General features: G+C 66.8%; 16 protein-coding genes. 7 read left to right on the top strand and 9 right to left on the bottom strand.

All coding sequences use genetic code 11. The annotated features are described in order from the left end of the window. Positions 1-85 precede the first annotated feature (85 nt). The 4 genes from NKJ34_RS12755 (at position 86) to NKJ34_RS12740 (ending at position 2,791) form a co-directional block, all read left to right on the top strand. Positions 86-1,243, top strand: coding sequence for an MFS transporter (locus tag NKJ34_RS12755; RefSeq protein WP_253738686.1), 1,158 nt, complete (start codon positions 86-88; stop codon positions 1,241-1,243). A gap of 128 nt (positions 1,244-1,371) precedes the next feature. Beyond that, the gene (locus tag NKJ34_RS12750; protein WP_253738685.1) at positions 1,372-1,581 is read left to right on the top strand and encodes a hypothetical protein; all 210 of its coding nucleotides are present in this window, start codon (positions 1,372-1,374) and stop codon (positions 1,579-1,581) included. Positions 1,582-1,633: 52 nt separating this feature from the next. After that, positions 1,634-2,056 (top strand): hypothetical protein, encoded by a 423-nt coding sequence (locus NKJ34_RS12745; protein ID WP_253738684.1) that lies wholly within the window; start codon positions 1,634-1,636, stop codon positions 2,054-2,056. Between the two features lie 492 nt (positions 2,057-2,548). After that, a complete protein-coding gene (locus NKJ34_RS12740) occupies positions 2,549-2,791 on the top strand; it encodes an amphi-Trp domain-containing protein (protein WP_253738683.1) in 243 nt (80 codons plus the stop codon). Between the two features lie 10 nt (positions 2,792-2,801). On the opposite strand, the gene NKJ34_RS12735 is transcribed toward NKJ34_RS12740, so the two are convergent. Both NKJ34_RS12735 and NKJ34_RS12730 read right to left on the bottom strand, forming a co-directional pair. Beyond that, the gene (locus NKJ34_RS12735; RefSeq protein WP_253738682.1) at positions 2,802-5,072 is read right to left on the bottom strand and encodes a CDC48 family AAA ATPase; all 2,271 of its coding nucleotides are present in this window, start codon (positions 5,070-5,072) and stop codon (positions 2,802-2,804) included. After that, entirely contained in the window at positions 5,069-5,317 is a 249-nt protein-coding gene (locus NKJ34_RS12730) for an Hsp20/alpha crystallin family protein (RefSeq protein WP_253738681.1), read from the bottom strand. The genes NKJ34_RS12735 and NKJ34_RS12730 overlap by 4 nt, the downstream gene beginning before the upstream one ends. Before the next feature lie 244 nt (positions 5,318-5,561). Between NKJ34_RS12730 and NKJ34_RS12725 the strand changes: the two genes are divergently transcribed. Next, entirely contained in the window at positions 5,562-6,341 is a 780-nt protein-coding gene (locus NKJ34_RS12725) for an alpha/beta fold hydrolase (protein WP_253738680.1), read from the top strand. Here the strand turns inward: NKJ34_RS12725 and panB are convergent. Continuing rightward, a complete protein-coding gene (gene panB / locus NKJ34_RS12720) occupies positions 6,331-7,146 on the bottom strand; it encodes a 3-methyl-2-oxobutanoate hydroxymethyltransferase (protein WP_253738679.1) in 816 nt (271 codons plus the stop codon). The genes NKJ34_RS12725 and panB overlap by 11 nt on opposite strands. A gap of 136 nt (positions 7,147-7,282) precedes the next feature. Between panB and NKJ34_RS12715 the strand changes: the two genes are divergently transcribed. Continuing rightward, a complete protein-coding gene (locus tag NKJ34_RS12715; RefSeq protein ID WP_253738738.1) occupies positions 7,283-7,498 on the top strand; it encodes a DUF5822 domain-containing protein in 216 nt (71 codons plus the stop codon). A gap of 83 nt (positions 7,499-7,581) precedes the next feature. Here the strand turns inward: NKJ34_RS12715 and NKJ34_RS12710 are convergent, their stop codons facing one another. The 6 genes from NKJ34_RS12710 to NKJ34_RS12685 all read right to left on the bottom strand — a co-directional run bounded on the left by NKJ34_RS12710 (position 7,582) and on the right by NKJ34_RS12685 (position 11,608). Next, complete coding sequence (locus NKJ34_RS12710) at positions 7,582-8,103, bottom strand: HAD family hydrolase (RefSeq protein ID WP_253738678.1); 522 nt, start codon at positions 8,101-8,103, stop codon at positions 7,582-7,584. 41 nt (positions 8,104-8,144) lie between these two features. Further along, entirely contained in the window at positions 8,145-8,924 is a 780-nt protein-coding gene (locus NKJ34_RS12705; protein ID WP_253738677.1) for a sulfite exporter TauE/SafE family protein, read from the bottom strand. Positions 8,925-9,039: 115 nt separating this feature from the next. After that, on the bottom strand, positions 9,040-9,420 hold the full coding sequence (locus NKJ34_RS12700; RefSeq protein WP_253738676.1) for a hypothetical protein: 381 nt from the start codon (positions 9,418-9,420) through the stop codon (positions 9,040-9,042). Positions 9,421-9,491: 71 nt separating this feature from the next. Beyond that, positions 9,492-10,469 (bottom strand): AIR synthase family protein, encoded by a 978-nt coding sequence (locus NKJ34_RS12695; protein ID WP_253738675.1) that lies wholly within the window; start codon positions 10,467-10,469, stop codon positions 9,492-9,494. 46 nt (positions 10,470-10,515) lie between these two features. Next, a complete protein-coding gene (locus tag NKJ34_RS12690; protein WP_253738674.1) occupies positions 10,516-11,061 on the bottom strand; it encodes a helix-turn-helix domain-containing protein in 546 nt (181 codons plus the stop codon). Between the two features lie 25 nt (positions 11,062-11,086). Beyond that, a complete protein-coding gene (locus NKJ34_RS12685; protein ID WP_425491826.1) occupies positions 11,087-11,608 on the bottom strand; it encodes a cupin domain-containing protein in 522 nt (173 codons plus the stop codon). A gap of 104 nt (positions 11,609-11,712) precedes the next feature. Here NKJ34_RS12685 and psmB point away from each other — a divergent pair, with 104 nt between their 5' ends. Further along, on the top strand, positions 11,713-12,447 hold the full coding sequence (gene psmB / locus NKJ34_RS12680; RefSeq protein ID WP_253738673.1) for an archaeal proteasome endopeptidase complex subunit beta: 735 nt from the start codon (positions 11,713-11,715) through the stop codon (positions 12,445-12,447). The last annotated feature ends 33 nt before the right edge of the window (positions 12,448-12,480 follow it).

The following is a 12,480-nucleotide window of genomic DNA, read 5'->3' as shown; positions in this document are numbered from 1 at the left end:
CCGTCGGTGTCGAGTCCGGACGCTCCAAGGTGCCGACAGATCGGGAGTCCGGAACGCTTGAAACCCTCTGCCCCGAACCGTCGCTGTGAGTCGACGCCGACTGTTTGGCTCGTTGTGTGGGCTCGTCTTCTTCCTCAACCTCGCGAGGATCGTCTTCGCGCCGCTGCTCGATGTGTTCATCACGGAGTTTCCCATCGGCGAGGCGACCGCCGGTCTGATCGTGACGTTGGCGTGGGTCGGCAGCGCCTCCCTGCGGTTGCCGGCAGGCTGGCTGCTCACACGGCTTCCACGGCACTATCTCGTGATCGTTTCAGGCGTTCTGCTCACGCTTTCGGCGGCCGCCGCGGGCGCGGCGGTAACGGTCCGACAGCTGATGCTCGGCGCGTTCTTTATGGGGACTGCCTCCGGCGTCTACTTCGTCGCGGCGAACCCGCTTTTGAGCGAGCTGTTCCCCGAGCGCGTCGGCCGCGTGATGGGGATCCACGGCGCGGCCAATCAGGTGGCGGCTGTCGCGGCCGCACCGCTTGTCGCCGTCTCGCTGTGGGTCGACTGGCGGCTCGCGCTGTGGACGATCGCCGTCGGCACGGCCGTCGTGACCGTCGCCACCGTGATCGTCGCCCGCCGGACCGAGATGCCCGATGCGGGAGCGGCCGACCGCTCGCTCGTCGCCGGCGCGCGCTCGGAGTGGCGGATCATCCTGTCGGCGCTCGCGCTGGCCGGCGTCGCCGTCTTCGTCTGGCAGGGCGTCTTCAACTTCTACGAGCTGTATATGCAGGCCCGCGGGCTCTCGCCGAACGCCGCCTCGACGATGCTGACGATCGTCTTCGCCGCGGGGATCCCCGCGTTCTTCGTCGCCGGCGAGCTGGCCGACGACCTCCCGTCGGTGCCGCTGTTGTTGGGAATCGTCGCCTCCTTCGCCGGCTGCCTGCTGCTGGTGGTCGCCGTCGACGGACCCCTCGCACTCGCCGTCGTCTCGGCGCTGATCGGCTTCGTCATCCACGCGCTGTTCCCCGCGACCGACACATACATCCTGAGTGCACTGCCGGACTCCGCCAGAGGGAGCGCCTACGCCGTCTTCAGTACCGCGTGGATGGTCTCCCAGTCGGGTGGCTCCTCGCTGCTCGGCGCGCTGATCGAACGCGGCTACAGCTACGACTTCGTCTTCACCGTCGCCGCAGTCGGCCTCTTGGCAACGGTCGCCGGCCTCGGAGCCCTCGAACGCGCCGGTCGACTGCCGACGTGAGTCGGAAAATGACAACCGTGGGTACGTCTCGGAACGGAATCTAGGAACGCACTCTAGGAACGGAATCTAGGCTGGATCTCGGAAACGGCAACGGGATTTTTGTTCGTATCGGACCGATTACCGTTCGTATGAGTTCGGACAAGCCGTCATTCGACGTCGGAATCATCTCGGATACGACCATTAGCTCGGGACAGTACTCCTGTCCGATCTGTCACGAGTTCGAGTCGGACACCGTGCGTAGCGTCCAAGGCCATATCTCCGGATCGAGAGACGAGGTCCATCAGGACCTCGGGTGGAACTACGAGGCGGAGATCAGGGAGACGGCGACGGATTCGTGATCGACTCCGAGCAGACGGGACTGGGTTCGGACCGCTGGGCGCGACAGCTCGTATGAGCCGCGTCGATGCTATCGATCATCCGGCTGTCGAGCTGAAACTACCAGTCGACGGGGGTCGCCATCGGCTGGCGGTTCCGCGAGCGACGACACTGTTCTTCTGGGTGACCCTTGCGATGGGTACCCCGGATCGGCTGCCGCCGATCGATTCTGCTCGCGGCTTGCAACTGTTTCATGCCGGCCTTGACGCCGACGAGCGTCTCTCGTGGACCGTCTCAATAGACGGTGCGTCGCTGCCGCTCATGGACGACACCACGTTCGAAGCCGGCGGCTACAAAGGGCTTGCGTGGTGGACGGTGCGTAACCCCGTCGACCTCCCCGCCGTTGTGGAGGTTGAGTTCGAAACACGGGGTGCACAGCCGACGGTCGACGACGAGCCAGTTGTCGCGTGGTCCGAACAGGGGGAGCCGATCCCGTGAGGGACCACCGTCCGGAGTACGCTCACACTCGTTCCGGCGTCGACTCCCGCAGACGAATTCCCGACCCGGCGTGAGCGCCTCTGGAACCGACACACCGTCTACATCCCCGACCGACGATCCGTCGAGACCATCGACTAGTACTCGACTGACATAGCCACGAGTTGTGGGTGACAACTGAGCCAGCCGTCGACCGTTTGGACCGACACTGGCCGGAGGGATGTGTCCATTCTCGGACACGCGGGTAGGGGTACTCCGTACGTCAATGGCTCACAATATAAAACCCGTCGACCGTTTACCACGGTTCTGTCCATCGGTTTATCCGACGATGATTGGTCGGATGAAGGTACACTCTATCAAGGAGGGGCTGCATATGACACCGTTCGGACGGGTTGCCGCCCGCTACCCCCGGTCGAGCGTAGCCGAGTTACGGCAACTGACAGGTTCTCGCGGGCGGAATATGTTATACTTCACTCGGGAGCCAACCGTGGTGTGATGCCCGAAGAAGAACTCTTCAAAACCGAAACCGACCACCAGCGAGGCGAAATCGCCGAGGCGCTCGTCGCGGCCGCCGAGGAGATCGAGGCCGGGAGCGTCCACCTGACGAGCGAAGAAACCGATCACGAGGTGTCGATCCCCGAGACGGCGACGTTCGAGACCGAACTCGAACGCCTCACCGATTCGGAGACCAGCGAACAGCGGTACGAACTCGAATACGAGATCCGGTGGACCGAGTAGGCCAAGCCGGCTACTGGAACGCGCTGCCGGGGCCGGTCTCGGTGTCGACCTCGCTTTTGCCGAACTCGCGTTCGATCTCCTCGTAGCGCTCGCGGGTCTCAGGAGTCACGCTCGCGGTGACCTCGTCGAGGGCGTCCTCGAAGTGGGCCATCGTCACCCGGACGTTGCCGACCGATTCGGCGACTTCCTCGTGGTCGACGCTGCCGATGAACTCCCGGCTGGCGGCCATCGACGCCTCACGGCAGACGGCCTCGATGTCCGCGCCGACGTACCCCTCGGTCTTGCGGGCCAGCGCGTCGAGGTCGACGTCGTCGGCCAGCGGTTTCTCGTCGGTGTGGACCTCGAAGATCTTCCGGCGGGCCTCCTCGTCGGGCACGGGGACGTGGACGTGGCGATCCAGTCGACCGGGCCGCAGCAGCGCCGAGTCGATCAGATCCGGCCGGTTCGAGGTGGCGATCACCACGACGTCTTCGAGCGATTCGAGCCCGTCGAGTTCGGTCAGCAGCTGGCTGACCATCCGTTCGCCGACACCCGAGTCGGTGCTCTGGGAGCCGCGCTCGGCGGCGATCGAGTCGATCTCGTCGAAGAACACGACCGTCGGAGCGTTCTCACGGGCCTTGCTGAACACTTCGCGGACGCCCTTCTCGGACTCGCCGACGAACTTGTTGAGCAGTTCGGGGCCCTTGATCGAGATGAAGTTCGACTCGGCCTCGTTGGCGACCGCCTTGGCGAGCAGCGTCTTGCCGGTCCCCGGCGGCCCGTACAGCATGACACCTTTCGCGGCGGCCATGTCGAGTTCCTCGAACACCTCGGGGTATTCGAGCGGCCACTGGATCGTCTCGCGGAGTCGCTCTTTGGTGTCTTCGAGTCCACCGACATCCTCCCACGTCACGTCGGGCACTTCGACGAAGACCTCACGCAGCGCCGAGGGTTCGATCCCTTTCAGGGCTGCTTTGAGATCGCTTTCGAGGACCTCGATCGATTCGAGGATGTCGGCGTCGATCTCGTCGCTTTCGAGGTCGAGCCGCGGGCGGATCCGCCGCAGGGCGTGCATCGCGGCCTCCTTGGCGAGGCTTTCGAGGTCCGCACCGACGAAACCGTGGGTGTTCTCGGCGTAGACGTCGAGGTCGATCCCCTCGGCCAGCGGCATGTTGCGGGTGTGGACCTGCAGGATCTCCTTGCGGCCGTCCCGGTCGGGGACGCCGATCTCGATCTCCCGATCGAATCGGCCACCGCGGCGCAGCGCGGGGTCGATGGCGTCGACGCGGTTGGTCGCGCCGATCACGACGACTTCGCCGCGCTCTTCGAGCCCGTCCATCAGCGAGAGGAGCTGAGCGACGACGCGGCGTTCGACATCGCCGCCGGCCTCCTCGCGTTTGGGCGCGATGGAGTCGAGCTCGTCCATGAAGATGATCGCGGGCGACTCCTCGGAGGCCTCCTCGAAGACGTCACGGAGCTGTTCTTCGCTTTCTCCGTAGTACTTCGACATGATCTCCGGCCCCGAGACGGTGTGGAACGAGGCGTCGATCTCGTTGGCCACCGCCTTGGCGATCAGCGTCTTGCCGGTCCCCGGCGGGCCGTGGAGCAGGACGACCTTCGGCGGCTCGATGCCGAGCCGCTTGAACAGCTCGGGGTGCCGCATCGGGAGTTCGATCATCTCCCGGACCTGTTCGAGCTCGTCGTCGAGCCCGCCGATGTCCTCGTAGGTGATGTCGGGTGCGCCAGCCGCGCCGCCGGGAGCCGCCCCGGTGGGGGCCTCCTGGATCTGCTCGGCGGGTTTCTCCGAGATGTCGACCTGCGTCGAGTCGGTGACAACGACCGTCCCCGACGGGGACGTCGAGGCGATCTTCAGCGGGACGGCCTGCGATTGGCCGCCCATGAAGCCGAAGCCCAGCGGAAGCTGGACGTTCTGGCCCGCGGTGACAGGTTGGCCACCGAGTTCGCGGCGGATCAGCGAGTCGATGTTGCCACGGATACCGAGCCGCTGGGGCAGCGCAATCGTGATCGAGTCTGCCGGCTTGACTTCGGCCTTCTCGATGGTGACGGTGTCGTCGATGCCGACGCCGGCCTCCTGTCGGAGCCGGCCGTCGATCCGGACGATTCCGGTGCCGTCGTCTTCGGGGTAGCCGGGCCAGACGCGGGCGATAGCCGTGCCCTCGTCGCTGTCGAGCCGGACGAAATCGCCGCCGCTGAGGTTGAGTTCGTCGGCCGCAACCCGGTCGACTGCCGCGAGGCGTCGGCCGGCGTCCTTCTGTTTGAGCGGTTTGACTGTGAGTTTCATTGGTCCACCGTGATCGTGAGTACGCCGTTCTGCACCGTAACGTCTGGGTCGGCAGCCGGCAGTTCGAACTCCGCCTCGCTCAGACGGTCGCCGTGGTCGATGACGACGATCGCCGTCGAGCCGACGACGTCCACCTCTACCTGCTCGTCGTCGACCGGAAGGTCGGCCGCGAGCAGCCAGTGATCGTCGTACTCGTAGCGTCGCACGAAGCGGCCGTCACGACCGGCTGTCTGTGATTGGGTCATGTTACTAACTCGTAGTTAGCTATACAACTATATAAACCTTTCTCCAAGTAACCGCTGTACGGCGTCGGGGTGGAGATATTCAGTTGTATTGCGGTCCACACGTCGAGAGTGCCGAGAGTGTCGTCGACCCGGCGGCTGCGGGCAGCGTCGCTCCGGTCGTGAGGACGTTCGTCGGCCCGGCCGTCGTCGTATCGGCGAGCCGAACGGTCCGGCGATTTATGCCGGCCTCGCCCCGACAGGAGGTATGGAAACGGTTCGTCACCATGGTCGGTCGACGGCCTACCGGTACGCCGACCGGAGCGCAGACGCCGGGCCGGGGATCTGTTGTCTCCACGGTAGCGGCACGTCGCATGCCATCTGGGACGGCCAGTTTCGGCTGGCGACCACGACCCCGGTGGCAGCGGTCGACCTCAGCGGCCACGGCAAAAGCGAGGACGTCGACGCCGAGCCCGGGTACGAGACGCTGTCGGCCTACGCCGACGACGCCGCGGCGGTCGTCGGCGAGACCGGCTGCTCGGTGCTGGTCGGCCACTCGCTGGGCGGGGCAGTCGCACTGTGGCTGGCGCTCGAAGGCGACCTCGCGGTCGACGGACTCGTGTTGACCGGCACTGGCCCCCGGTTGCCGGTGTTGGCGGACCTCTTGGCGTGGCTCGACGACGACTTCGAGCGCGCGATCGAGTTCCTCCACGGGCCCGACCGGCTGTTTCACGATCCGGATCCCGACCTCCGGGAGGCGTCGATCAGTCGGCTACGAGAGACCGGGCAGGCGGTGACCCGCCGGGATTTCCGGACGGCCGATCGGTTCAACGTGATCGGTAGACTCGGCGGCATAGCGTGCCCGGCGGCGGCCATCGTCGGTGAGTACGACCAACTGACGCCGCTGCGGTACCACCAGCACCTCGCCGAGGAACTGCCGGACTGCTCGCTGCTCCGGATTCAGGCAGCGGCCCACCTCGCCATGCTCGAACAGCCACAGGCGTTTACTGCGGCACTATCGGTGGTGCTCGACCGGATTACTCGGTAGGGTCGAGGTCGTCGACGCCTTCTTCGATGTGGCTGTGTTCGGCCGCCGGGAACTCCCCGTCTTCGACGGCCTCCCGGTAGGCGTCGACGGCCGCGCGCATCTCGCCGGCCACGTCGCCGAACTGCTCGGCGAACGGCGGCAGTTCCTCGCCGAACCCCATGACGTCGGTGCCGACGAGTACCTGCCCGTCACAGTCGGGGCCCGCGCCGATCCCGATGGTGGGGATGTCGAGGGCTGCAGTGATCTCGGCGGCGACGTTCGCCGGAACGTGTTCGAGCACGAGCGCGAACGCGCCGGCCTCCTCGTGATCGCGCGCGAGCGAGAGGATTTCTTCGGCGGCCTCGGTCGTCGTTCCCTGTCGGGTGTAGCCGCCGAGTTGGTTGACGTGCTGGGGGGTGAGGCCGAGATGGGCCATGACGGGGATGCCGAGCTGTGTGAGTCGTTCGGTGAGGTCGACCGTGTGGGGACCGCTTTCGAGTTTGACCGCGTCCGCGCCGGCCTCCTTGAGCATCCGGCCGGCGTTCCGGACCGTCTCGCTGTCGTCGACGCCCACGGAGAGAAACGGCATGTCGGCGACGACCAGTGCCTCCTCGGCCCCGCGGACGACCGCCGCGGTGTGGCTGGTGGCCTCCTCGATGGTGACCGGGAGGGTGTCCTCGTAGCCCAACACCGCGTTGCCCATGCTGTCGCCGACCAGAATCACGTCGATCCCGGCGTCGTCGACGATGCGGGCGGTCAGCGCGTCGTAGGCCGTCAGCATCGTGATCGGCCGATCCAAATCGCGGAGCCCACGGGTCGTAGTCATAGCCGGTCGTATGGTTCGGGGTCGATAAAATAGTTCGATACCGAACCGCCACACAATAGTAGTCGTAGCGTGAGGTCCGCCTGTGGCAGATCTCGTCGACACGACCGACCCGGAGGGCGTCGACTTCGGCTGGGTGATGCAGGTCACCTTCGTCGTCACCATCCTCGTCGGTGCGCCGATCGTCGCCGTCCTGTCGGTGTTGGTCGAGTTGCCGACGTGGGGCGCACGCGTGAGCTTCGCGGTCCGCGTCGGCGCGCCGATCTGGTTTCTGACCGCCGTCTCGGTCTTTGCGTATGCCAAGTACAAACGCGACGACGAGGAGACCGACGAACCGTCGACGCAGTCCGAGTAGCCGGTCCCTACGCCGATTCGGCTCCCGGTAGTCGACGCCTACTCATCAAGCGATGCTGCCGTCGGACCGTTCCGATCCGTGTCTCAGACGCGTCTGAAGTCGACGCCCGCACGCTCGGCGGTCGTGCCGTCGCGCGGCGAGTCGCCGACGAAGACCGCCTCGCTGGGCTCGACACCGAGTTGGGAGACCGTTGCCAGCAGGGGTTCGGGGTCCGGTTTGTGGGTGTCGACCGAGTCCCGGCCGACGACTGCCTCGATGGCGGCCGCCAGATCGTGGCTATCGAGGGCGATCCGGCAGGCGCGTTCGCAGTTGAGCGAGCAGACCCCGACCGGCACCGACCGGTCGAGCAGTTCGTCGGCCAGCGGGAGGCGGCGCGAATCGTGTGCACCGGCGTGTTCGTGCTCGCTGATCGCCGCCTCGACCTCGCTGGCGATCCCGTGATCGTCGGCCCGTTCCATGAGGCCCCAGAGGTCCGCGCCGCGAGCGTCGACACCTGCCTCGTCGTAGACTTCGATGACGTCGGTGGCGACGACCGCCCAGTCGACGGCGAGGTGGACCAGCGTCCCGTCGAGATCGTAGACGACCGCCTCGTAGTCGGTATCCATACCGACCGAATGTGCGGCGCAGTGAAATCGGTGTCGACGAGTCAGGCGATCCCGAGGCCGCCGAGGACGAGTCGCAGGCCGATCACCGTCAGCAGCCCGAGGACGACACGGCGGCGGACGGGCGTGGTCACCCGACTCCGAAGGCGGCTCCCGATGGCGACCCCGCCGACTGCCGGGACCGACGCCAGCACCGAGATCCCCACCACTGTCAGCGAGGGGTAGAGGTCCAAGACCCCCGCCGCCCCCACGCGGAGCACGTTGATCCCGAGAAACACCAGCGCCACGACGCCGACGAAGAGGCCGTGGGAGAGGTCTCGGCTCCGCAGATAGGCGACGAGCTGGACCCCGACGTTTGTCGCGCCGAACAGGACCCCCGAAACCGAGCCGACGGCGATCTGCGCCGGTCGACCGTCGAGCGTCGACCCGCCAGTTCCGATATGCGGTAGCAGCACCGCCCGCTGTTGGCTCGCCACGAACCCCAACGTGATTAGTCCGAGGCCGATCCGGAGCGGCCGATCCGGCAGCGCGTCGAGGACGATCATCCCGACGACGGTGCCGACGAGCGCCGAGGCCACCAGCGGACCGAACCGTCGTCCGCAGGTACGCAGTTCGTCGGCCGACAGTTCGCCCACGAGCATGGCGTTCGCAGCCACCATCGGGATGATCATCAATACGACCGCCATCGCCGGGTCGACGACCGTCGCCAGCGCCATCGTGCCGACGACCGCGAACCCGAACCCAGAGAGCCCGTTGACCGCCCCGGAGACGACGACGATCAGGGCGAACAGTCCGAGAAACTCGACTGACAGGAGGACGGTCATCGATACTCTGCCTCAATAACATCGGAGACCGCTTATAAAGGGCGCTCCGTCGTGCGTGGAGGCTGCACATCGCGGGAGACAGCACTCCCACGCTGTCGGCGTCGACCGCGGGCGATCAGCCGCAGTGGCGTCGACCCCGGGCGATCAACACCCCTTCGCGGACGAACAGGCTCCCGAGGACGACGAGGCCGGCGGCGAGGAGGAGGCTGCGTTCGGTCACCGGAACCGCACCGTCGAGGAGCCGCCGGCAGGTCGACCAGACGACCAGCCCGCCGCAGACGCTCATCGGGACGCCGAGGACGAGATCACAGTACCGGCTGCTGGCGGCACCGCCGACGACGAGAGCGAGCAATCCAATAAAGAGTGCCGAGTCGACGCCCGCTGCGAGGATCGGACTGTAGCTCGGCCGCGCCGTCGAGACGGCCAGCAGGCCGACGAGCACGAACCATGCGCCGAGCAGATGGCCGACATCCCGGTCGGTGTACTGGAGGGCCACACACCGAACACCACCACAGGTGCCCTAAATCTCCGGATAGTCAGGCCCCCGAACCACGAATGCGGTGAGTGTCATTCCCAGAAGGGATACAGCTCGTCGCGCCCGCCGTCGACGATCCGCTCGCCGTCGAGGACCAGCGCCCCCTGCTGAGGGTCGGCGGGGGCGGTGAGTTCGCCGATGACGGCGCCCTCGATCCCTCTATCGGCCAGCCGCGAGCGGGCCGCTTCGGCCTCGCCCGCGGGGACCGCCGCGAGCAGCGCTCCCGAGCCGAACACGCGCAGTGGGTCGACCCCCATCGCCTCGCAGACGGCGGCAGTCTCGGAGCGAACCGGCACCGCCGCGCGGTCGACGACGGCGTCGACGCCGGCGGCCGCGGCCAGTTCGACCAATCCGGTGACGACGCCGCCCTCGGTCGGGTCGTGCATCCCGGTGGCGATCTCGCGGATCGCCCGCGAATCCTCGAGGATGCTGATCTCATCGAAGAAGCCGGCGGCCCGCTCGATGGTGGCGTCGTCGACGCTGGCGGCGCGGAGATCCTCGGCGAAATCCGTGGCGATGATGCCGGTGGCCTCGATCGCCGCTCCCTTCGTGAGGAGGAGTTTGTCGCCCGGTTCCGCACCGCCGGTCGGGACGTGGCGGTCGGTGCGACCGAAGGCCGTCAGGCTGAGCAGCGGCCGGGAGAGCGCCGGGACGTACTCGGTGTGGCCGCCGACGATCGTCACCCCGAGCTCGTCCGCGGCGGTGTCGAGCTGGTCTGTGAGCGTGGCGACGGTCTCGGGATCCTCGTCGGGGAGAAAGACGACGTTCGTCAGGAACTCCGGGTCCGCGCCCGCGGCGGCGATGTCGTTGCAGGCGACGTTGACCCCGAGGGTGCCGGCGGCCTCGGCGGCCAGCGAGATCGGATCGGAACTCACGACCAGCGTCTCCTCGCCGAGGTCGATCGCCGCGGCGTCCTCGCCGTATGCCGCGCCGGTCACAAGCGCCGGGTTCGACGCGCCGGTCCGGTCGACGATCGTCCGCAGCGTCTCCGGATCGAGCTTGCCGATCATCGACCGCTCCTCGGCACGCGGCAGCCTTGTAGCTGCCGAGTCGGGCTCACTCGTCGACCAGTTCGATCCCCAGTTCGGACTCGATCTCGCGGACGACCGAGCCGCCGACGCCAGCGCGGGCGGCCCGGCCCTGTTCGACTGCGAGATACGTCTCGGCGTCGACATCGAGGGCCTCGGCCAGTTCGTCGACCGTCAGTCCGGCGTCCTGTCGGGCAGTCTCGACGCGCTCGTCGTAGTCGGTGACGAGGTACGGCAGCCGGTCGCGCTCGTAGTTCGTGCCCTCCTGTTCCCAGTGGGAGGAATCGCCCTTCTGGGCGTCGTAGATCTCGGCCTGTTTTTGCGCCGCCCGTTTCTTTCGGTCGGCAGGGCTCTCGCTGCTGCTACTGCCGCTACTGCTGCTGTCGCTGCCGCTCGAACTCCCCTGCCGTCCCGACTCGCGCCGGCTGTCGTCGTGCGGCGAGCAGTCCGGACAGACGAGCAGTTCCGCGCCGGCCACGTTGGCCTTGCTGAGCCGGCTGCTTGCGGCCCCACAGAGTTCGCAGGCGTCGCCGTCGTCGCTCCCGCCGCCGCCCCCGGTCGAGTATTTCGCCATACCGCTAGCTTGGACCGTGGGGTGTTTAATCTTGACCGCCCGCGCCGGCACTCCCGTCGGTCGAGGTGGTCTCGTCGACCCAGTAGTCGACCGCGTCGTCCTGTCTGTAGTAGCCCTCCAGACTGCGCACCTCGCGGCCGCCGGGCGGCGAGCCGACGTAGACGCCGAACTTCTCGGAGTCCGGGTAGACCGTCACGTCGGGCTCGATCATCGTCGAGACGACGAGATAGCGGAGCGCCCCCTCGGAATCGTTGATCACGCGGTGGGCTCCCGACTCGTCGGCCGGAAACGTGACGTAGTCGCCCTCTCGTAGCTCGTGCATCTCGCCGTCTGCCCGGAGCGTTCCGGAGCCGGCCAGCACGAACAGCGCCTCCTCGTTGGCGGTGTGGTAGTGGTAGGGCCACGCGCGCTCGCCGGTAGGGAGTTCGTAGAGGCTACAGCCGAGTTCCTCGGCGTCGACGGCCTCGCCCAGCTGCTTGCGCCGGATATCCATACCACCCAAGTCCTGTCTCGTCCACGCCAGCGTCGACACGTTGGTCTTCCGCATGCGACCACTGTGATTGGTGACTGTATTGATAGTTTCCCGGAGGGGATTCCGGCGAGGGTTGCCGAAGGGTTGCATTTATCACCGCTCCAGCGTAACGGGAGACAATGCGAACTCCGACAGGCGGTTCTCCCGGCGAGTTGGGTCAGCTCGAAGGCAACAACGCAGACGTTTTCGGGCCGGAGATCGGCGATTTCTCCGGTCAACAGGGCCAGCACAGCGCGGGTGACGCCGAGGACGCGACGATGAAGACGGGGACGACAACCGTCGGCCTCAAGACGGAAGACGGCGTCGTCTTGGCGACCGACATGCGCGCGAGCATGGGCTACATGGTCTCCAGCAAGGACGTCCAGAAGGTCGAGGAGATCCACCCCACGGGCGCGCTCACAATCGCGGGCTCGGTGTCGGCGGCCCAGAACCTCATCTCCTCGCTGAAAGCGGAGGTCCGACTGTACGAGGCCCGCCGCGGCGAGGACATGAGCATGCAGGCGCTGTCGACGCTGACGGGCAACTTCCTCCGCTCTGGTGCCTTCTTGATCGTCAGCCCGATCCTGGGCGGCGTCGACGAGGAGGGACCCCACATCTACTCCATCGACGCGCTGGGCGGCACCACCGAGGAGGATTACACCGTCACGGGCTCCGGTAGCCAGTTCGCCCTCGGCGTGCTCGAACAGCAGTACGAGGAGGGGCTGTCCATCGAGGAGGCCGAAACCATCGCAGGCAACGCGATCAAGACAGCCATCGAGCGTGACCTCGCCTCCGGCAACGGGATCAACGTCGCGGTCGTCACCGAGGATGGCGTCGACGTCACCCGCTACGACGACGTCGACGAGATGATCTAACGGGGTTCGCGCGCGACACCCCCGGTAGAGGCT

The organism is Halohasta salina (assembly GCF_024178165.1).
GTDB lineage: Archaea > Halobacteriota > Halobacteria > Halobacteriales > Haloferacaceae > Halohasta > Halohasta salina.
Note: the sequence above shows the minus strand (reverse complement) of the source record. Positions and strands in the feature narration are given on the sequence as shown.